Source organism: Streptomyces glaucosporus, assembly GCF_039533345.1.
GTDB lineage: Bacteria > Actinomycetota > Actinomycetes > Streptomycetales > Streptomycetaceae > Streptomyces > Streptomyces glaucosporus.
This window is the reverse complement of the sequence record NZ_BAAATJ010000009.1, coordinates 21,207-41,122: the sequence shown is the minus strand read 5'-3', so window position 1 is coordinate 41,122 and position 19,916 is coordinate 21,207. Positions and strand designations below refer to the sequence as shown.

General features: G+C 73.9%; 17 protein-coding genes. 12 read left to right on the top strand and 5 right to left on the bottom strand.

Annotated elements, in window-relative coordinates:
• Positions 1 to 24 precede the first annotated feature (24 nt).
• Positions 25 to 537: a ferritin-like domain-containing protein gene (locus ABD358_RS12175; protein ID WP_344630959.1), complete on the bottom strand. Its 513-nt coding sequence runs from the start codon at positions 535 to 537 to the stop codon at positions 25 to 27.
• Complete coding sequence (locus tag ABD358_RS12170; RefSeq protein ID WP_344630958.1) at positions 537 to 1,064, bottom strand: hypothetical protein; 528 nt, start codon at positions 1,062 to 1,064, stop codon at positions 537 to 539. The genes ABD358_RS12175 and ABD358_RS12170 overlap by 1 nt, the downstream gene beginning before the upstream one ends.
• Positions 1,065 to 1,324: 260 nt before the next feature.
• Here ABD358_RS12170 and rimP point away from each other — a divergent pair, with 260 nt between their 5' ends.
• The 8 genes from rimP to ABD358_RS12130 all read left to right on the top strand — a co-directional run bounded on the left by rimP (position 1,325) and on the right by ABD358_RS12130 (position 9,628).
• The gene (gene rimP / locus ABD358_RS12165) at positions 1,325 to 1,876 is read left to right on the top strand and encodes a ribosome maturation factor RimP (RefSeq protein WP_344630957.1); all 552 of its coding nucleotides are present in this window, start codon (positions 1,325 to 1,327) and stop codon (positions 1,874 to 1,876) included.
• Positions 1,877 to 1,878: 2 nt separating this feature from the next.
• A complete protein-coding gene (gene nusA, locus ABD358_RS12160; RefSeq protein WP_344630956.1) occupies positions 1,879 to 2,868 on the top strand; it encodes a transcription termination factor NusA in 990 nt (329 codons plus the stop codon).
• A gap of 76 nt (positions 2,869 to 2,944) precedes the next feature.
• Positions 2,945 to 3,223 (top strand): YlxR family protein, encoded by a 279-nt coding sequence (locus ABD358_RS12155; RefSeq protein ID WP_344630955.1) that lies wholly within the window; start codon positions 2,945 to 2,947, stop codon positions 3,221 to 3,223.
• 167 nt (positions 3,224 to 3,390) lie between these two features.
• A complete protein-coding gene (infB, locus tag ABD358_RS12150) occupies positions 3,391 to 6,417 on the top strand; it encodes a translation initiation factor IF-2 (RefSeq protein ID WP_344630954.1) in 3,027 nt (1,008 codons plus the stop codon).
• A gap of 175 nt (positions 6,418 to 6,592) precedes the next feature.
• Positions 6,593 to 6,886 carry a DUF503 domain-containing protein gene (locus ABD358_RS12145; RefSeq protein WP_344630953.1) on the top strand — a complete coding sequence of 98 codons (294 nt, stop codon included), beginning with the start codon at positions 6,593 to 6,595 and terminating at the stop codon, positions 6,884 to 6,886.
• Between the two features lie 42 nt (positions 6,887 to 6,928).
• Positions 6,929 to 7,408, top strand: coding sequence for a 30S ribosome-binding factor RbfA (rbfA, locus tag ABD358_RS12140; protein ID WP_344630952.1), 480 nt, complete (start codon positions 6,929 to 6,931; stop codon positions 7,406 to 7,408).
• 3 nt (positions 7,409 to 7,411) lie between these two features.
• Positions 7,412 to 8,314: a tRNA pseudouridine(55) synthase TruB gene (gene truB / locus ABD358_RS12135; protein WP_344630951.1), complete on the top strand. Its 903-nt coding sequence runs from the start codon at positions 7,412 to 7,414 to the stop codon at positions 8,312 to 8,314.
• A 375-nt stretch (positions 8,315 to 8,689) separates the two neighbouring features.
• Positions 8,690 to 9,628 (top strand): bifunctional riboflavin kinase/FAD synthetase, encoded by a 939-nt coding sequence (locus ABD358_RS12130; protein ID WP_344630950.1) that lies wholly within the window; start codon positions 8,690 to 8,692, stop codon positions 9,626 to 9,628.
• Between the two features lie 95 nt (positions 9,629 to 9,723).
• Here the strand turns inward: ABD358_RS12130 and ABD358_RS12125 are convergent, their stop codons facing one another.
• The 3 genes from ABD358_RS12125 to eccE all read right to left on the bottom strand — a co-directional run bounded on the left by ABD358_RS12125 (position 9,724) and on the right by eccE (position 14,601).
• Positions 9,724 to 12,315 (bottom strand): SCO5717 family growth-regulating ATPase, encoded by a 2,592-nt coding sequence (locus ABD358_RS12125; protein WP_344630949.1) that lies wholly within the window; start codon positions 12,313 to 12,315, stop codon positions 9,724 to 9,726.
• 226 nt (positions 12,316 to 12,541) lie between these two features.
• Positions 12,542 to 13,279, bottom strand: a complete 738-nt coding sequence (locus tag ABD358_RS12120) for a hypothetical protein (protein ID WP_344630948.1) — start codon at positions 13,277 to 13,279, stop codon at positions 12,542 to 12,544.
• Positions 13,279 to 14,601, bottom strand: coding sequence for a type VII secretion protein EccE (eccE, locus tag ABD358_RS12115; protein ID WP_344630947.1), 1,323 nt, complete (start codon positions 14,599 to 14,601; stop codon positions 13,279 to 13,281). The genes ABD358_RS12120 and eccE overlap by 1 nt, the downstream gene beginning before the upstream one ends.
• A gap of 193 nt (positions 14,602 to 14,794) precedes the next feature.
• On the opposite strand from eccE, the gene eccB reads away from it, so the two are divergent.
• From eccB to ABD358_RS12095, 4 genes are all read left to right on the top strand, one after another.
• Entirely contained in the window at positions 14,795 to 16,303 is a 1,509-nt protein-coding gene (gene eccB / locus ABD358_RS12110; RefSeq protein WP_344630946.1) for a type VII secretion protein EccB, read from the top strand.
• Positions 16,304 to 16,322: 19 nt separating this feature from the next.
• Positions 16,323 to 17,606 (top strand): type VII secretion-associated serine protease mycosin, encoded by a 1,284-nt coding sequence (mycP, locus tag ABD358_RS12105; RefSeq protein WP_344630945.1) that lies wholly within the window; start codon positions 16,323 to 16,325, stop codon positions 17,604 to 17,606.
• A gap of 151 nt (positions 17,607 to 17,757) precedes the next feature.
• The gene (locus tag ABD358_RS12100) at positions 17,758 to 18,180 is read left to right on the top strand and encodes a hypothetical protein (RefSeq protein ID WP_344630944.1); all 423 of its coding nucleotides are present in this window, start codon (positions 17,758 to 17,760) and stop codon (positions 18,178 to 18,180) included.
• 612 nt (positions 18,181 to 18,792) lie between these two features.
• The gene (locus ABD358_RS12095) at positions 18,793 to 19,908 is read left to right on the top strand and encodes a S8 family serine peptidase (protein ID WP_344630943.1); all 1,116 of its coding nucleotides are present in this window, start codon (positions 18,793 to 18,795) and stop codon (positions 19,906 to 19,908) included.
• The last annotated feature ends 8 nt before the right edge of the window (positions 19,909 to 19,916 follow it).

Genomic DNA, 19,916 nt, shown 5'->3' with positions numbered 1-19,916 from the left:
CCGGGCCCGTGCCTTTCCGTGGGGTCAGAAGGTCTCCGGGGACGCCGACGCGGCGCGTTCGGCGAGCCCAGGGAAGGGTACGCCCGTGCCGCGCCACCGCACCGCGCGGACCGCCGCTTCCCGCAGCGCGCCCGCCGCCTCCCGCCGCAGGTCGCCCTCGCTCGCCCGCACCAGATCGGCGTAGACGGCGGCCAGCCGCTCCTCCAGCTCCGCGGCGAGCCGCACCGCGGCCGGGCCGTCCGGAACGGCGAACGGCAGGGCGTAGGCCGCGGCGGCGGCCGCCGGCTCGCCCCCCAGCCTCCGGACCGTGCGCCGCAGGGCGTCACGGCGCGCGCGGTGCGCGTCATGGGCCTGGCGCGCCTCGGCACGCCGGTCCTCGGAGATCCGCCCGCCGACCACGCCGTAGCCGTAGACGGCGGCGTGCTCGGCGGCGAGCGCGGCCTGGACCGCCGCGAGCGCGCCGCCGCCGGAACCGGTGGCGGCGGACGGGGCGGAGGTCCTGGCCGGGGTGGAGGCCGGGGTCGTCGTTCGGGTCATCACTCGCCGTTCGTGAGCAGGTACGCGTGGACCGCTCCCGCCGCCGCGACGGACGCCAGCAGCCGCGCCAGCTCCGGCGGGGCGTCGAGGAGCGCCCGGGTGCGGGCGTCGGCCGCCGCGCGCTCGGCGTCCGCCAGCGCGGTCAGCGCGCGCCCGGCGTCCCCCGGTACGGCCGTGCCGGTCCCGCCGTCCCGGGCGGTTTCGGGGCCGGCCGGGGAACCGGGGCTCGTCCGGCCCCCGGGGCCGGGGGACGCCGGGCCGCCGAGGGCCTTCACGTGCCGCGCCACGTCCGCCCGCAGCGGCTCCAGCCGCTCGGCGAGCGAGGGGTGCGCGGCGATGGTGCGGTCGTAGCGGTCCAGCAGGTCGGCGCTGTCGCGGGCCGCCCTGCGCCGCAGCCGCTGTGCTCGGGAGGCGCGTTCGGCGGTCTCCCGGTCGCCGCCGGAGCATCCGGTGAGGACCAGCGCGGCGGCGCCCGTCACCCCGGTGGCGAGCAGGCTCCTCCGGCGCGGACGCGGGTCGATCGGCACGGGCGCTCCCTGGGGAGGTGGTTCGGTGGTGCGCGGGGACGGCGGCGATCACCGCCCTGCGAGCGTACCCGTGTTCGTACCGTCCCCCGAGACGGGGCACGGCCGTGCCCCGCGCGTGCCCCGGCCGGGGGACGGCCGCCCGGCGGAGCGTCCGGTGATCGTCTGGTCGGCGGGACCCGCCGCAGACGATAGGCTTGACCCCCGTACCCCCAGGACAGGATGTTTCCCACAACAGCACACGCGGCCGAGGAGTCACCCGGATGAGCACCACCCAGAGCGAGAGGCTGCGAGTACTGCTGGAGCCGCTCGTCACCACCAGGGGCCTCGATCTGGAAGAGGTCACCGTGACCCCGGCGGGGCGGAGGCGCGTCCTGCGCGTTGTGGTGGATTCCGACGAGGGCGTCCAGCTCGACACCTGCGCCGAGCTGAGCCGCGCGGCCTCGGAGGCGCTGGACGAGACCGACGTGATGGGCGGCGCCCCCTACGTCCTGGAGGTGACCTCCCCCGGCACCGACCGTCCGCTGACCGAGCCGCGGCACTACCGCCGCGCCGTCGGCAGGCTGGTCAAGGCCCAGCTGACCGAGGAGGCGGGCGGCGGCGAGCTGGTCGCCCGGATCCTCGGCGCGGACGACGACGGCGTGGAGGTGGAGGTGCCCGGCGTCAAGGGACGCAAGCCCACCACCCGCAGGATCGCCTTCACGGAGATCGCCAGGGCCCGGGTGGAGATCGAGTTCAACCGCAAGGCCGCCGAGAAGGCCGGGAAGGCACGTCAGGCTGCGGCCTCTGACGACGAGAGCCAGGAGGAGGCGTAGCCGTGGACATCGACATGAGTGCCCTGCGGGGCCTGGTGAGGGAGAAGGAGATCTCCTTCGATCTGCTGGTGGAGGCGATCGAGGCCGCTCTCCTGATCGCCTACCACCGCACCGAGGGCAGCCGCCGGCAGGCCCGTGTGGAGCTGGACCGCGAGACCGGGCACGTGACGGTGTGGGCCAAGGAGGACGCGGACGACCTTCCGGAGGGCGCCGAGCCGCGCGAGTTCGACGACACCCCCTCCGGGTTCGGCCGGATCGCCGCGACCACCGCCAAGCAGGTCATCCTCCAGCGGCTGCGGGACGCCGAGGAGGAGGTCACCTTCGGCGAGTACGCCGGCCGCGAGGGCGACATCGTCACCGGGGTCGTCCAGCAGGGGAAGGACCCGCGCAGCGTCCTCGTCGACATCGGCAAGCTGGAGGCGATCCTGCCTCCGCAGGAGCAGGTGCCGGGCGAGGACTACTCCCACGGCACCCGGCTGCGCAGCTACGTCGTCCGGGTCGCCAAGGGCGTCCGCGGCCCGTCGGTCACGCTCTCGCGCACCCACCCCAACCTGGTGAAGAAGCTCTTCGCCCTGGAGGTGCCGGAGATCGCCGACGGCTCGGTGGAGATCGCCGCCATCGCCCGCGAGGCCGGGCACCGCACCAAGATCGCGGTGCGGTCCACCCGGTCGGGCCTGAACGCCAAGGGCGCGTGCATCGGCCCGATGGGCGGCCGGGTGCGCAATGTCATGGCCGAGCTCAACGGTGAGAAAATCGACATCGTGGACTGGTCGGACGACCCGGCCGAGATGGTGGCCAACGCCCTCTCCCCGGCCCGGGTGAGCAGGGTCGACATCGTCGACGCCGCCGCCCGGTCGGCCCGCGTGACCGTGCCCGACTACCAGCTCTCGCTGGCGATCGGCAAGGAGGGGCAGAACGCCCGGCTCGCCGCCCGGCTGACCGGCTGGCGGATCGACATCCGCCCCGACACCGAGCAGAGTGGTGAGCGGTGACCGGCACGGAGCCGGGTGCCGACCACCTTCCGTCCCCCACCAACGGCGTAATCGGCGCCAGGAGGTAGACTAGACAGTGTCTGGCCGGACACGTGCCCGCGCACGCCCTGAACGCACCTGCGTGGGCTGCCGGGAACGGTCGGACAAGAGCGCCTTGCTGCGTGTGGTGTTGGTCGAGGGTCGATGTGTGCCCGACCGGCGCGGTACGCTGCCCGGCCGGGGTGCTTATCTGCACCCCACACCGACCTGTGTCGACCTGGCGGTCCGCCGCCGGGCGTTCCAGAGGGCCTTCCGGGCCCCGGGGACGCTCGATACCGCGGAGCTGCAGCAGGCAGTGCCGCGGGCAACACCGTAAGACAGCAAGCCAGCACAAACGGCCCGCACGGCATCCCGTGCGGGACAGGTACCTCGCGAGTTGGAAGTAGGTCGAGATTGCGATGAGCACTCGATGAGTACGCGATGAGTACGCCCATGAAGTAGCGAAGGTCCGGCGGACGATCCCCCCGGACCGTAAGGAGCGAAGTGGCTAAGGTCCGGGTATACGAGCTCGCCAAGGAGCTTGGAGTCGAAAGCAAGGTCGTCATGGCCAAGCTCCAAGAACTCGGTGAATTCGTCCGTTCGGCGTCCTCGACCATCGAGGCGCCGGTCGTACGCAAACTGACTGACGCTTTGGACGCGGGCAACGGCGCGGGAGGCGCCAAGAAGTCCGCCGCCAAGCCCGCCGCGCCGCGCAAGGCGGCACCCCCCAAGCCGGGCGCCCCCAAGCCGGGCGCGGCTGCGCCCAAGCCGGGCGCCCCCAAGCCCGCCGCGCCCAGGCCGGCGGCCCCGGCGCCCACGGCCGACACGGCCAAGAGCGCGCCCCCGAAGAACGCCCCGACCCCGGGACCGGCGAAGAGCGCCCCCACCCCCGGGCAGCAGCGGCCCACCCCGGGCAAGCCGGGTCCCGCGCAGCCCGCGGCTCCGGGGAAGCCGGAGTTCACCGCGCCGCCGGCCGCTCCCGGCGCGCCCCGTCCGGGTGCCCCCAAGCCGGGCGCCCGTCCGGCGCCGGCCGGTCAGGGTGGCCAGGGCGGCCGCGGCCAGGCCGCGCCCCGTCCCGGCGCTCCCAAGCCGGGCGCCCGTCCGGCCGGACCGCGTCCGGGCAACAACCCCTTCACCTCCGGCGGCTCCACCGGCATGGCGCGCCCGCAGGCGCCCCGGCCGGGCGGCGCCCCGCGTCCCGGCGGCGCAGGCCAGGCCGGTCCCCGGCCGCAGGCTCCCGGAGGTCCCAGGCCTCAGGCTCCGGGCGGTTCCCGTCCCAGCCCGGGCAACATGCCGCGTCCGCAGGGCGGTGCGGCGGGCCCGCGTCCGGGCGGTCCCCGCCCCAACCCGGGCATGATGCCGCAGCGTCCCGCCGCGGGCCCGCGTCCGGGTCCCGGTGGCCGCGGTCCCGGCGGCGCAGGCCGTCCGGGCGGTGCCGGACGTCCCGGCGGCGGCGGCTTCGCCGGCCGTCCGGGCGGTGCCGGACGTCCCGGCGGCGGTGGCGGCGGTTTCGCCGGCCGTCCCGGTGGCGGCGGCGGTGGCGGCGGTTTCGCCGGCCGTCCCGGCTTCGGCGGCCGTCCCGGCGGTCCCGGTGGCCGCGGCGGCACCCAGGGCGCGTTCGGCCGTCCCGGTGGCCCGGCGCGCCGTGGCCGCAAGTCGAAGCGGCAGCGGCGCCAGGAGTACGAGGCCATGCAGGCCCCGTCCATCGGCGGCGTGATGCTGCCGCGCGGCAAGGGCGAGGTCGTCCGGCTGTCGCGCGGTGCGTCGCTCACCGACTTCGCGGAGAAGATCAACGCCAACCCGGCGTCGCTGGTCCAGGTGATGTTCAACCTGGGCGAGATGGTCACCGCGACCCAGTCGGTCTCCGACGAGACGCTTCAGCTCCTCGGCGAGGAGATGAACTACACCGTCCAGATCGTCAGCCCGGAGGAGGAGGACCGCGAGCTGCTCGAGTCCTTCGACATCGAGTTCGGCGAGGACGAGGGCGGTGACGAGGCCCTGGCGCCGCGTCCGCCGGTGGTGACCGTCATGGGTCACGTCGACCACGGAAAGACGCGTCTGCTGGACGCGATCCGGAAGACCAACGTCATCGAGGGCGAGGCCGGCGGCATCACCCAGCACATCGGTGCGTACCAGGTCGCCACCGAGGTCAACGGCGAGGACCGCAAGATCACCTTCATCGACACCCCGGGTCACGAGGCGTTCACCGCCATGCGTGCCCGCGGTGCGAAGTCGACCGACATCGCGATCCTCGTGGTGGCGGCCAACGACGGTGTGATGCCCCAGACGGTCGAGGCGCTGAACCACGCCAAGGCGGCCGACGTGCCGATCGTGGTCGCGGTCAACAAGATCGACGTCGAGGGCGCGGACCCGACCAAGGTGCGCGGCCAGCTCACCGAGTACGGCCTGGTGGCCGAGGAGTACGGCGGCGACACCATGTTCGTCGACATCTCCGCCAAGCAGGGTCTGAACATCGACCAGCTGCTGGAGGCCGTGATCCTCACGGCGGACGCCGCCCTCGACCTGCGGGCCAACCCGGACCAGGACGCCCAGGGCATCGCGATCGAGGCCCACCTCGACCGCGGCCGCGGCGCCGTGGCCACGGTCCTGGTCCAGCGCGGCACGCTGCACGTGGGCGACACGATGGTCGTCGGCGACGCGTACGGCCGTGTCCGGGCGATGCTCGACGACCGCGGCGAGAACCTCCAGGAGGCGGGTCCGTCGACCCCGGTCCAGGTGCTGGGTCTGACCAGCGTCCCGGGCGCCGGCGACAACTTCCTGGTGGTCGACGAGGACCGTACGGCCCGCCAGATCGCCGAGAAGCGCGCCGCCCGCGAGCGGAACGCCGCGTTCGCCAAGCGCACCCGCCGGGTGTCCCTCGAGGACCTGGACAAGGTGCTCAAGGCGGGCGAGGTGCGTCAGCTCAACCTCATCATCAAGGGCGACGCGTCCGGTTCGGTCGAGGCCCTGGAGTCCTCGCTGCTCCAGCTCGACGTCGGCGAGGACGTGGACCTGCGCGTCCTGCACCGCGGTGTCGGTGCGGTCACCGAGACCGACATCGACCTGGCCACGGGTTCCGACGCCATCGTCATCGGCTTCAACGTGCGCGCCGAGGGGCGTGCCACGCAGAAGGCCGAGCGCGAGGGCGTGGACGTCCGGTACTACTCGGTCATCTACCAGGCGATCGAGGAGATCGAGGCGGCCCTCAAGGGCATGCTCAAGCCGGAGTACGAGGAGGTCGAGCTGGGCACCGCGGAGATCCGCGAGGTCTTCCGCTCGTCCAAGCTCGGCAACATCGCGGGTGTCATCATCCGCTCCGGCGAGGTCAGGCGGAACAGCAAGGCGCGCGTCATCCGCGACGGCAAGGTCGTCGCGGAGAACCTCACCATCGAGGGCCTGCGTCGCTTCAAGGACGACGTCACCGAGATCCGCGAAGGCTTCGAGGGCGGTATCAACCTCGGGAACTTCAACGACATCAAGGTCGACGACGTCATCGCGACGTACGAGATGCGGGAGAAGCCCCGCGCCTGACACCCACCGGTGGGCCCACCGGTGACGGCCACGGAGCCTCCCGCCCCGGCGGGAGGCTCCCGGCCGTTATTCACGAGATCGACGAGGACCGGTGCGTGTACGGTTCTCGTGTCCCGCCGGGAGCCGGCGGGGTTCCACATCACGAGGCCTCACGGGTCGGCTGGACCCGCATCGTATGTACGTAGGCACACTCTCCTTCGACCTGCTGCTCGGCGACGTACGGTCGTTGAAGGAGAAGCGGTCGATCGTCCGCCCGATCGTCGCGGAGCTGCAGCGCAAGTACGCGGTGAGCGTCGCGGAGGTCGGGGACCAGAACATCCACCGCAGGGCGCTGATCGGCCTGGCGGTGGTCTCCGGTGACGCGGGGCACGTCACGGACGTGCTCGACCGGTGCGAGCGGCTGGTGGCCGCGCGCCCGGAGGTGGAGCTGCTGTCCGTGCGGCGGCGTTTCCACGGCGAGGACGACTAGTGCACCCGAACGAAGGCATCCGAAACAGAAAGAAGCAAACACATGACCGACACCGCGCGGGCACGCAAACTCGCTGACCGCATCCGGGTCGTGGTCGCGGAGACCCTCCAGCGGCGGATCAAGGACCCGCGGCTCGGCTATGTGACGATCACCGACACCCGGGTCACCGGCGACCTGCGGGAGGCGACCGTCTTCTACACGGTCTACGGGGACGACGAGGAGCGGGCGTCCTCCGCCGCGGCCCTGGAGAGCGCCAAGGGCGTCCTCCGCTCGGAGGTGGGGCGGCAGACCGGTGTGCGTTTCACGCCGACGCTGACGTTCGTGCCGGACGCGCTCCCGGAGAACGCCCGGACCATCGACGACCTGCTGGCGAAGGCCAGGGCCTCGGACGCCCAGGTGCGCCAGGTGTCCTCGAACGCCACGTACGCGGGCGACGCCGACCCGTACCGCAAGCCCGTCCGCGACGAGGACGAGGAGCCGGACGGCGAGGCGGACGGCGGCACGGACGGCGAGGGCTCCTGACCCGTGGCACGCACAGGCAACCAGGGACCGGGCGGGCTCGTCATCGTCGACAAGCCCGCCGGGTTCACCTCCCACGACGTCGTCGCCAAGATGCGCGGCATCGCCCGCACCCGCCGGGTCGGGCACGCGGGCACGCTGGACCCGATGGCCACGGGCGTCCTCGTCCTGGGCGTCGAGAGGGCGACCAAGCTGCTGGGCTACCTGGCGCTGACCGAGAAGGAGTACGTCGGAACCGTCCGGCTCGGCCAGAACACGGTCACCGACGACGCGGAGGGCGAGACCACCTCCTCCACCCCGGCCGCCGGCATCCCGCGCGAGGCGATCGACGAACAGGTCGCCAAGCTGACCGGCGACATCCTCCAGGTCCCCTCCAAGGTCAGCGCCGTCAAGATCGACGGCAAGCGGGCATACGCCCGGGTGCGCGGGGGAGAGGAGGTCGAACTGGCCGCCCGGCCGGTGACCGTCTCCTCCTTCCTCGTGCACGACGTGCGCGAGGAGACCGCCGGGGACGGCACCCCCGTGACCGACCTGCTGGTCTCGGTCGTGTGCTCCTCCGGCACCTACGTCCGGGCGCTCGCCCGCGACCTGGGAGCCGCTCTGGGCGTCGGCGGCCACCTCACCGCGCTGCGCCGCACCCGTGTGGGCCCTTACGGCCTGGACTCGGCGCGCACCCTGGAACAGCACCAGGAGTCGCTGACGGTCACACCCCTGGGCGAGGCCGCGGCGGCGGCCTTCCCCCGCTGGGACGTGGACGAGCGGCAGGCAGGGCTGCTGGCGAACGGCGTGCGGATCGCCATGCCGCCCACCCCGTCCGGGCCGGTCGCCGCCTTCGGGCCCGGCGACCGCTTCGTCGCCCTGGTCGAGGAGCACAAGGGCAGGGCCAAGAGCCTGGCCGTGTTCGCCTGAGACCGCTCCCGGAACTCCCGGGACGGCCGTGTGGACGAGGAGGGGTAACGCGCGCGGCGGCCCGCCGCCGGCGCACCGTGGGACGGGCACCCCGAGGGCGCCCGCCCCACGATCCCCCTCCTGTGCGCACCTACCTCCCTATCCACGGAAGGTCCCGTACTCACCCGGCGGACCGGGCGCTCGGGGTGAAACGCGGCGCACACGGGGCGCTTTGAATTTCCCGTGCGCTCCCGGGGCGGTCCGGCCGGCCCGGGGGACCTCCGAACCCGGACGGGCGCGGGGCCCGTGCGAAGCACCGGGGGCGCCATGGCACCCTTGGACCGGCAGCATCCGACTGGTTATTTCCGACTGGTATCTCGGCGAGGAGCGGGCACTGTGCAGCGCTGGCGTGGCTTGGAGGACATCCCCGAGGACTGGGGGCGCAGCGTCGTCACCATCGGCTCCTACGACGGGGTGCACCGCGGGCACCAGGTGATCATCGGCAGGACGGTGGAACGCGCCCGCGAGCTGGGGGTGCCCGCCGTCGTCGTCACCTTCGACCCGCACCCGAGCGAGGTGGTGCGTCCCGGCAGCCACCCGCCGCTGCTCGCCCCGCACCACCGGCGCGCCGAGCTGATGGCCGGGCTGGGGGTGGACGCGGTCCTGGTCCTCCCCTTCACCGAGGAGTTCTCCAGGCTCTCGCCGGCCGAGTTCGTGGTGAAGGTGCTGGTCGACAAGCTCCACGCCCGCACGGTCGTGGAGGGCCCCAACTTCCGCTTCGGCCACCGGGCCGCCGGCACCGTGGAAACCCTGGCGGAACTGGGCGGGACGTACGACTACGACGTGATGGTCGTCGACCTGTTCGTCCGCGGGGAGGCGGGCGGCGGGGAGCCGTTCTCCTCCACCCTCGTCCGGCGGCTGGTCGCCGGGGGCGACATGGCCGGCGCCGCGGAAGTGCTGGGCCGCCCGCACCGGGTGGAGGGCGTGGTCGTCCGCGGCGCGCAGCGCGGGCGCGAGCTGGGCTACCCGACGGCGAACGTCGAGACCCTGCCGCACACCGCGATCCCCGCGGACGGCGTCTACGCCGGATGGCTGGTCGTGGAGGGCGAGTCGATGCCCGCCGCGATCTCCGTCGGCACCAACCCGCAGTTCGACGGCACCGAGCGGACGGTGGAGGCGTACGCCATCGACCGTGTGGACCTCGACCTGTACGGGCTCCACGTCGCCGTGGACTTCCTCGCCTACATCCGCGGCCAGGAGAAGTTCGCCACTCTCGACGAACTGCTGGAGCGGATGGCCGAGGACGTGCGGGTGGCGAAGGAACTGCTGGCCTGACAGGCCCGGCCCAGGTTTTTGGACGGCCCGCCGTCCCCGGTCGCGCACCGGGGACGGCGGGCCGTCTCATGTCGTGGGACCGCCGTCCGGCGTCCTCACCGCTCCGGCTGCTGCCACTGTTCCGGAGGTGTCTGCGGCTGCTGCTGCCACTGTTCCGGAGGCGTCTGCTGCCACTGCTGCCCGGGCACGGGCGGTGCCGTCGCGCCGGGCTGCCAGCCCTGCGGGGCACCGGGCTGGGACTGCCCGGGGTGGCCCGGCTGGGGCTGCGCGTACGGCTGCCCGGGCTGCGGCGGATACGGCGCCTGCGGCGCGGCGCCGCCGGCATGGGGCTGCCCGGGCTGCGGCAGGCCGGGCATCGGAGGCGCCACGTGCGGCGGGTTGCCGCCGGGCGACCACAGGCCCTGCTCCTGCTGGTGGCGCGCGAAGTCCTCGGCCACCAGCGCGGCGAGGTTGAAGTACGCCTCCCGCGTCTTGGGACGCATCATGTCCAGGTCCAGCTCGGCGCCGGCCGCCAGGTGCTCGTCGAAGGGGACGACCACCACCTCGCGGCAGCGCGTCTTGAAGTGCGCCACGATGTCGTCCACCTTGATCATCTTCCCGGTCTCGCGGACCCCGGAGATGACCGTGATGCTGCGCTGCACCAGGGCTCCGTAGCCGTGGGCGGAGAGCCAGTCCAGCGTCGTGCTGGCGCTGCTGGCGCCGTCCACGGAGGGGGTGGAGATGACGATCAGCTGGTCGGCCAGGTCGAGGACTCCGCGCATCGCGCTGTAGAGCAGACCGGTGCCCGAGTCGGTGAGGATGATCGGGTACTGCCTGCCCAGCACGTCGATGACGCGGCGGTAGTCCTCGTCGTCGAAGGTCGTGGAGATCTCCGGGTCCACGTCGTTGGCGAGGATCTCCAGACCGGAGGGCGCCTGCGAGGTGAACCGGCGGATGTCCATGTAGCTGTGGAGGTACGGGATCGCCGTCACCAGGTCGCGGATCGTCGCACCCGTCTCGCGCCGCACCCGGCGCCCGAGCGTGCCCGCGTCCGGGTTGGCGTCGATCGCGATGACCTTGTCCTGCCGCTCGCTGGCGAGCGTCGCGCCGAGCGCCGTGGTGGTCGTCGTCTTGCCGACACCGCCCTTGAGGCTGATCACCGCGATGCGGTAGCAGGACAGCACGGGCGTGCGGATGAGTTCCAGCTTGCGCTGCCGCTCGGCCTCCTCCTTCTTGGCGCCGATGCGGAACCGGGAGCCGCCGCCGCGGCTGCTCTGCGGACGGGGCTTCTTCTTCTGGTTCAGCAGGCGGTCGGAGGACAGCTCGACCGACGCGGTGTACCCCAGCGTGCCGGGCTGGGCCGGCGGCTGCTGCCGCGGATCGGCGGGCCAGGCGGTGCCGGCACGGGGGTCCTGCGGCTGCACGGGCGGCTGCGGGGCGGCCGGGGGGAGGGGCTGGGACGGTCCTGCGTGGGGCTGCGCGGGCGGCTGCGGTGCCGCCGGGGGCTGGGCCGGTGCCGTGTGGGGCTGTGCGGGCGGCTGCGGGAAGCCGTAACCGCCCTGCGGCGCCGCCGGGCCGACCGGGGCCGGGGCGTCCGAGGGGGGCGGCATGGGCATCCCGCCCTGCGGCTGCGGCTGGGCCTGGGGGAAGCCGTAGCCGCCCTGGGACGCGGCCTGGTCGGGCGCCGGGGGGAGGGGCTGGGACGGTCCTGCGTGGGGCTGCGCGGGCGGCTGCGGTGCCGCCGGGGGCTGGGCCGGTGCCGTGTGAGGCTGTGCGGGCGGCTGCGGCAAGCCGTAACCGCCCTGGGGCGCGGACGGGGCTGGAGGCTGCTCCGGGCCACCGGGCCGGTCCGCAGCCGGTGCCGGTGTCCCGGCCGGAGGGGTGGCGGGCCGGAAGTGCGGGGGCAGCGGCGGCAGCCCCGCGGGAGCACCGCCCTCCGGCGCGGGCTGCCACGCCGGGGGGAGGGGCTGGGACGGTCCTGCGTGGGGCTGCGCGGGCGGCTGCGGTGCCGCCGGGGGCTGGACCGGTGCCGTGTGAGGCTGTGCGGGCGGCTGCGGGAAGCCGTAACCGCCCTGGGGCGCGGCCTGGTCGGGCGCGGACGGGGCGGGGGACCGCGGCCCCGAACTCCGCGACTCGCCGTCTGCCTGCTCCCCGGGCCCGTCGGTCGCCCCGGCCTCCCCGGCCTCCCCGGCCTGAGCGGTCTGCGCGGTCCCTCCGGTCCCCCCGCTCTCGTCGGACTTCCCGGCCTCGTTCGGCGGTGCGGAACCGGACGCGCCGCTCCCGCCCTCCGGCGACTCCGCGGAGGCTTCCCGCTCGGCGATCTCCCGGCGCAGCGCGGCGGCGGAGAAACGCATGGTGGCGCCGCTGTCGACGGCCCCGTCCCCGAGGCCTTCCCCCGGGCCGCCCCGGAGGTCCTCGTCCGTCCGCCCGCCGTCCCCGTCAGGAACACCGGACGCGGGCACGGCCGGGGGAACAGGCGGGGGCACGGGGAACGCCGGCGGCGCGGCGGCGCCCGCCCCCGTGTCGCTCCCGCCGGACGCCCCGTCGGCGGCCGTCGGCGACTGCGCCGCGGAATCGGCGTTCCGCGTGTACCAGGCAGGCGGTGTGTAGTCGATGGTGAACTCGCCCGTGGCGTCGGTGTCGTCCTCGGGCAGGTCGTCGCCGGGTGCGATCCCGTCGACGCGGATCTCGTCCCGGTCGCTGTTCACAATGCCTCCTGCTGATCTGGTCGGGCACCCCGGTCGGGCCGCGCGGACCGTCCGTACGCGGACGACCGGCTCCCCCCGCCGCCACGGCCTGGGCCGGTTCCCTCGGACTGTCCTGCCGCGAGCACGCCCACCCTAATCGCCGCGGGCGCCGATGCGGGATGCCGGTCCCGTCCCACTCGGACAACGGACCGGTGACGGCGGCCGGTTGCGGGAGGTCCGTCCCGGATCAGTCCAGCCGCCGGGCCGCGCCCAGCAGGCCCAGCTCCGCGTCGGTGGGCCGGGTCAGCACGAACTGCCGGTCCCGTCCCGCGCACCACAGCGTCACGCCGTCGGCGAGGGTGGACAGCGCCTCCGTCTCCTGCTGGGTGAGCGAGAGGATCCGCCCGACCTGCCGCGCCTCCTCCGGCGAGACCTGCTGGATGCCGGCGAGCGAGGCACCCCGGAGCAGCCGGGGCGCCGCCGGGCTCAGATAGGGCAGCAGCGTCAGCACCGACTGCCAGGGACCCGAGGAGACCCGGCCGCGCGGCGGCTTCATGCCGCAGTCCCGGATCACCACCACCGGCGAGACGGCCGTCGCGCCCAGCGGAGGCACCCGGCCGACCTCGTGGAGCGTCATGCACTGCTGGTCGCCGCCCGCGGCCCGGGCCAGGCCCGTCCACACCTGGGGGCGGCCGGTCTCGACGGCCACCCGCGCCCCGGTGCCGGCCGCGCGCAGCGCCAGCACCTGAGCCGTCCACAGACCGCCGACCAGCACGACGTCGTACGGGACCGGACGGTGCAGGCCGAGCACCGCCGGACGCTCCTGCACGTCCACGCCGGCCACCACGCCGTCGTCCCCGAGCGGCAGGGCGAGCGCGTCCACCTGTTCGAGGGGCAGCACCTGACGGGGCGTCCGGGGACCGCGCAGCCCGAACCCCAGCCGGAGCCGCGGGGAGGTGCGGACGGAATCCGTGGAACCGGGCATCAGCGCGTCCCTCCCAGCGGCAGCGTGGCCAGCACTCCGGGTACCTGCTCGCGGTCCAGCCGGGCGAGCCCGAGCCGGCTCTCGCGCGACAGCCGCTCCAGCGTGTGCCGGGCGGCGACCAGCTCGCCGTCGCTGCGCGCGGTGATCCGTACGTGGCCGCGCACCGCCACGGAGCGGCGCTCGCCCCGGCTCAGGGTCAGGCTGAACGTCGTGGCCAGCGCGCGCAGCCCCGTCAACCGCGCCACCAGCGACGGCAGCGAGGCGGCGCCGGGCCCGAACTCGGGCCAGCGGGACACCCCGTACGTGGTGTGCCAGCGGTCGTCGCACCGCCAGGCACGCGCCTTCTCCTCGGTACGCCGTGCGGGCGGGGCGTCGGGCCGCCCGGCCCGCGCCGTGGCCATCGGGCTGGCCCCGGCCGAGGTGGCGAGCGCCGTGACCAGCTCCTGCTCCGACAGCAGCGTGGCCCGGAAACCCGCCCCGGCCAGCCTGCTCGCCAGGTGGTCCGCGGCCCGCACCAGGCACCGCTGCGCGCCCTCGACGCCGTCACCGCGCGCCTGGACCGCCTCCCGGCACAGCTCGGGGTCCAGCTTGAGCGCGACCCAGGTCAGCCGCACGGCCGGAGCGCCGCACGCCGCCTGCAGGGGGCCGTAACTCGTGGCGGCCACCGACTGCGCGGGCAGGTGCGGAGCGGGCGCGGGCTGGGTGTACTGCACGGCCTGCACCGACTCCAGCCGGATGCCGTCCACCTCCAGGACGTCGGCCAGCAGCCGCAGCGGCAGCGGACGCTCCGCGGGACCGGAGCGCAGGGCCGCGGCCCGCGGCTCGACGCGCAGCACGGCCGTCAGGAACGTGCCGTCCCCGACCATGCCGATGCCGCGCCGGTCGCGGTCGGTGTAGGACAGGCTGCGCAGGGCCGGGTCGCACTCGACGGCGGGAGCGAGACCGGGATCGGTGTCCGGCGGCAGCACCTCGGAGGCCGCCCGCCGCCTGCGGCGGCGCAGCTCCATGACGGTGCCCAGCCACTCCAGGAACGGTCGGCCGCGTCTGCGCACCACCGAGACCAGCACCAGGAGGACGGCGACCACGGCCGCGGGGATCACGAGGATCCGGTCGACGGCGGCCGCTCCCAGCACTCCCGCGGCGGCCACCTCCAGCACCACGAAGTGCCGTAGCCGCAGCGGCCCCAGCCCGCGGTGGCGCGCCTCCGCGCGGAGCACGACCGTACGCGCCGCCCGCGACCGCGCGGACGCGGGACGTGCGCCGTCCGGCGCCGGATTGTCGGGCACGGACGTGGCGGTCCGGGCCCGCGTGGCGGTCCCCATCCCCTGCAAATCCCCTTGTGTCCGTAATCGCCCCGGCTTCCAAGGGCGTTGGGTCGGGCGATCACCCTACCGGAGCAGCGGAGGGCGAACACCAACGGGCATAGTAGGGGCCGGTCCGACCATCGGCACCCGTGGCGGTGCCCCGCATCTTTCCGGGGACGCCGGGCCGACCAGTGGGGAGAAGCATCCAGACATGGCATCACGGCGGGACGAGCTCAACGCCTACACCTTCGCGAAGAAGCGGCTGGTATCGGCATTCCTGCAACCCTCGCCGACCGGCACCGAGGAGGGAGCGCCGCGCCCGCTGCGGGCGGTGCTTCCCGGACTCGTCGTCGGAGCCGTGATCCTGGCGGGCTTCGGAGCCTGGGGCATGTTCAAGCCCAAGGCCCCCAAGGGCTGGGACAACCCCGGCGAGAAGGTCATCATCGGCAGCAAGTCCACCACGCGCTACGTCGTCCTGGAGACCAAGGGCAAGAAGCAGCTCCACCCGGTGCTCAACCTGGCCTCCGCCAAACTCCTCCTCGACCCCAGCAAGTTCGGGATCGTCGAGGTCGACGAGAAGATCCTGGACAGCGGGAAGATCCCGCACGGGGCCACCATCGGCATCCCCTACGCCCCCGACCGGCTGCCCGAGAGGGCCGAGGCGACGAAGGCCAAGCGCTGGGCCGTGTGCACCCGCCCCGGCGACGACGGCGCGCAGAAGGCCGTCTTCGTCCTCGCCGACCGGGACAAGGACAGGGTCGAGGGGAAGAACCGCCTGCGCGGCGGCGACGTGATGTACGTACGCGCCGGCGACGGGCTCCACATCGTCGACGCCCGGGGCACCGCCTACGAGATCGCCGCGGACGACACGCTGCTGCGCACCGTCGTCGGCGACACCCGGCCGCAGCAGGTCACCGAGGACTGGCTGAGGACCCTCAAGAAGGGCGACGAGATCCAATTCCCGCAGGGCATCGAGAACATCGGCGCCCCGGCCGGCGCCCCCGGGAACCTGGACCCCGACGCCAACCGGATCGGCATGGTGCTGCGCGCGCCCTCCGGCACCGGCCTCCAGCACTACGTCGTCCTCGAGAACGCGGTGCGGCCGGTCACCGACTTCATGGCCAAACTCCTGCTGAACGCCCCGGAGGCCACCCCGCTCGGACAGCAGGGGAAGCCCATGGACGTCAGCGCCGGCGCCATCCGGACCGAGGGCACCCCCTACGGCGGCGACCTGAGGTGGCCCGAGCGGGAGGCACGGCCGGTCAACACGGCCGACAGCGGCCGGAACACCCTGTGCAACGTACTGCGTGACGTGGACGAGAAGAGGGGCACCACCACGCTCAGCACCTGGGCCGCCGACGACTACCCCGCCGTCCTCCCCAGCGGCGCCACCAACACGTACGTCACCCCCGGCTCGGGGCTGCTCTTCCGGCAGGTCAAGGGCCGGGACACCGGCTCCGGCGGCGTCTTCCTGGTGACCGACACCGGCCTGCGCTACGCGGTGCAGGCGAACACCGACAGCGGCCAGGACGAGTCCGGGATCGGAACGGACGGCAAGAAGAAGGACGCCCAGGAGGCCGCCCAGGCGGGCAACCTGGCGCAGCTCCGGCTCGGCTACGACGGCGTCCGGCCCGTACCGGTGCCCGCCACCTGGTCGGGCTTCCTGCCGACCGGACCGCGGCTGAGCACGAACGCGGCGCGGCAGCCGCAGGGCTCCTGACCCGAGGGAGACACACGCCATGAAAGCCAGGACCAGCGAAGCCGCCGGACCCCGGCCCGCCGCGGGCACGTTCCGCGACCGGTGCCGCAGGTGGACGGCGCTCCCCGCGGCCGTGGCCCTCACCGCCGTCGGACTGCCCGTGGCCTGGGCGCCGCCGGCCGCGGCCGACGTGGGGCAGTGCACCTTCCCCGCCAAGCCCTACGAGGGCCGTCCGTGGTCGCTCAAAAGAGTGCTTCTGGAGGAGCTCTGGAAGAACACCAGGGGCGAGGGCGTCCGGGTCGCGGTCATCGACACCGGGGTGGACGACGACCACCCGCAGCTCAAGGAGGCGGTCGACGCCGGGAGCGGCAGGAGGTTCCTGAAGGACCCGGAGAAGGACGAGTACGGCAACGCCCCCGAGCCGCTCGCGAAGAACGGCACGGACGACCTCGTCGGCCACGGCACCAAGGTCGCCGGCATCATCGCGGCGCGCCCGGCCGACGACACCGGCTTCGTCGGCATAGCGCCCGAGGCCACCATCATCCCGATCCAGCAGAACGACGCCGAGGGCAGGGGCACCTCGAAGACCCTGGCCGCCGCCATCGACTACGCCGTGGGCGCGGACGCGGACGTCATCAACATCTCGCAGGACACCGCGGGCGCCGTCGAACCCGACCCCTCGCTCAAGGAGGCGGTCGACAGGGCGCTGGCGAAGGGGGTCGTCGTCGTGGCCTCGGCGGGCAACGACGGCCAGGGCGGCAACGTCAAGGAGACCTACCCGGCCTCCTACGAGGGGGTCATCGCCGTCGCCTCCTCCGACCGCAACAACGAGCGGGCCCCCTTCTCCCAGTCCGGCGACTTCGTGGACGTCGCCGCCCCGGGCGTCGACATGATCTCCACGGTTCCGGGAGGCGGCCACTGCGCCGACAACGGCACCAGCTTCTCCGCCCCGTACGTCGCGGGCGTCGCGGCGCTGCTGGTGGCCGAGCACCCGGACTGGGAACCGCGCCACATCGCCGCCCAGATCATGCAGACCGCCGAGCGCTCCGTCCCCGGACACGACCGCCACGTCGGCTGGGGCGTCGTCGACCCCGTCCGCGCCCTCACCGAGGACGACAGGCGGATCGACGAGCCGGTGGCGCGCGAGGGCCTGGACAAGGGCGAGCCGCCCACCCCGGCGAAGCTCCACCTCGGCGAGACCACCCGGGAACGCAACGAACGCCTCGGCACGTACGCGGTGATCGGCGGCGGCGTCCTGGTGTCGGTGATCGCGGGCGGCTCCCTGGTCCACCGCGACTGGCGGCGCCGCCGCGCCGCCGGTTAGGGTCCCGTGCCCGACGGGAAGGGCACGCCTTCCCCTCGCCACGCCAATCCCCCCGCGCGGATTCGCCGTTGGAACTGTCGGAGGCGGTGGCTAGAGTGAGGGCGGCGCAGAACCGGATGCACGCGCGTTCAACGGGGGGAGGGGGAGCCTGATGGGGGTGCCCGCCGGCAAGCTCAAGGGCGGACTCGAGTCGCTCGAGGACTTCAAGAAGCGGGTCGGCGGCATTCTCGGCGACCTGGAGAAGTCCCCGGCCTCTCCCACCAGGATCGGGCAGCAGGAGGTGGGACGCTCCTCCTTCGGGGGCGAGCTCGCCGAGGCCGACGGCGTCTACACCCAGAACAACCGGGTCCACGCCCGGCCCACCGGCCTCTCCCGGGTGCTCGGAGCCCAGATCGAGGCCATGGGCATCGCCGTCCACGGCGCGGACGTGGGCTTCGGAAACCCGGAGGACGACCTGAAGCGGCGCTTCTGGAAGCTCCAGGGCCGGGCGCTGGAGCACCGGCAGCAGCGGGAGGCGGAGAAGCGGTCCGGCGACCGGAAGCCCAAGGACGAGGCCACCGAGGTCACCTACTGATCGGGGGGAGGCAGGGACGTGACCGACAAGGACAGCGAGCAGAGGCCCGAGGAGCCGGAGTCCGGCCCGATGCCGAACCCCGGCCAGCCCGGTACGGGCCGGGCGGACGGCGCGTCCACCGTGCCGCCGGTGAGCAGCGCGGCCCCCCGCCCCGTCACGGGGTCCGGCGGTACCCCCGCCGCCAAGGCGCCCATCACGGCCACGCCGCCGGTGGGCCAGGGCGGCGACATCTACGGCGGCACTCCACAGCAGGGCGGAACGGCGGGCAACGGCCCGCACCTTCCCCGGGGGGCCGTGATCGGAGCGGAGCACGGCATGACCGGACGGCCGCCCGGAGGACCCATGGGCGCGGGGGCTGTCGGCCCCGGCACGGGAAGCGGTTCCAACCGGACGCAGGCCGGTCGCGGGCACCGGCGGCGGTGTCGTCGGCGCTCCCCGCAACGGTCCGGGACAGGGAGCCCCGGCACGCCCGTTCACTCCAGGAGGCACCGGGCTGACGGGAGGCGGCGCCACGGCCGGGACAGGATTCCGTCGCGAGGCATGCGGCGGCGCCTGCTCTCCGTGCTGGCCGCAACCGGCGCGTGGGCCACGTGCCTCGCCGGATCGGCACCGATGGCCCGTGCGGACGACGTACGTTCGCAGCAGTGGTACCTGGACGCCATGCGGGCCGAGGAGATGTGGAAGGTCAGCACGGGTGAGGGCATCAAGGTGGCGGTCGTCGACAGCGGTGTCGACGCCTCCACCGGCGCACTGCGAGGTCAGGTCCTGCCGGGTGAGGACATGACCGGCGTGGCAGGAGGAGCCACCGGCGATTACACCGGCCACGGAACGGCCATAGCCGAGATCATCGCGGGCACCGGCAAGAACGGGAGCGTGAGGGGACTGGCGCCCGGGGCGAAGGTCATCCCCTGTCGGATTCCCCTGAAAGGGCTCGGCAGCGAGATCAAGGCCGACGGCTATGTGAAAGCGATCCGGACAGCGGCGGACAGCGATGCGGAGATCGTCAACATGTCCTTCGGCGGGCCGTCCTACGATTCCGAGGGAACGAAAGCCGTCGAGTACGCGCTCAGCAAGGGGAAACTGCTCTTCGCGGGCGTTGGAAACGGTGCGGAGAAAGGAAACGAGCGACAGTACCCGGCCTCGTACACCGGCGTGGTCGGTGTAGGCGCCACCGATAGGCGGGGAAAGGTGGCCGGCTTCTCCCAGCACGGCCTCAACGTCGATCTGTCGGCACCCGGGGACGAGATGCCCTCATGGTGCGACGAGACCTTCCGGAAGTACTGCGTGCGCGACGGCGGTACCGGTTCCGCCACTGCCATCGCCTCCGCCTCGGCGGCCCTGACCTGGTCCAAGCACCCTGACTGGACGGCCGATCAGGTCCTCCGCGTCCTGGTGGACACCGCCGGACGCAGGGACGCCTCCAGCGTCCACATCGGCTACGGCGCCGTCCGACCCCGCATCCACCTGCTCGAAGGCGAGGGCGGTCCGGGGAATCCGGACGTGAACCCGATCGAGGCCACGGAACCGACGCCGTCGCCCTCCGCGTCCTCCCCCGAGGGGAAGAGCGGCGCGGAAAACGAGAACGGGACGGCGGGAGAACGGGTGGGGAAGGCGAGTTCCGAGTCCGGGAACAGCAACCACCCGTGGGTCTACCTGGGAGCGGGCGCCGCGGTGGCCGCCGTCGCGGCCGGCGCGTTCGCTCTCGTGCGGAGGGCGCGCCGCACCTGATGGGCACC

Coding starts and splice junctions, on each gene's coding strand:
- ABD358_RS12175 (WP_344630959.1), bottom strand. CDS start 537: ATGACCCGAACGACGACCCCGGCCTCCACCCCGGCCAGGACCTCCGCC.
- rimP (WP_344630957.1), top strand. CDS start 1,325: ATGAGCACCACCCAGAGCGAGAGGCTGCGAGTACTGCTGGAGCCGCTC.
- ABD358_RS12145 (WP_344630953.1), top strand. CDS start 6,593: ATGTACGTAGGCACACTCTCCTTCGACCTGCTGCTCGGCGACGTACGG.
- rbfA (WP_344630952.1), top strand. CDS start 6,929: ATGACCGACACCGCGCGGGCACGCAAACTCGCTGACCGCATCCGGGTC.
- ABD358_RS12120 (WP_344630948.1), bottom strand. CDS start 13,279: ATGCCCGGTTCCACGGATTCCGTCCGCACCTCCCCGCGGCTCCGGCTG.
- eccE (WP_344630947.1), bottom strand. CDS start 14,601: ATGGGGACCGCCACGCGGGCCCGGACCGCCACGTCCGTGCCCGACAAT.
- eccB (WP_344630946.1), top strand. CDS start 14,795: ATGGCATCACGGCGGGACGAGCTCAACGCCTACACCTTCGCGAAGAAG.
- mycP (WP_344630945.1), top strand. CDS start 16,323: ATGAAAGCCAGGACCAGCGAAGCCGCCGGACCCCGGCCCGCCGCGGGC.
- ABD358_RS12100 (WP_344630944.1), top strand. CDS start 17,758: ATGGGGGTGCCCGCCGGCAAGCTCAAGGGCGGACTCGAGTCGCTCGAG.
- ABD358_RS12095 (WP_344630943.1), top strand. CDS start 18,793: ATGGCCCGTGCGGACGACGTACGTTCGCAGCAGTGGTACCTGGACGCC.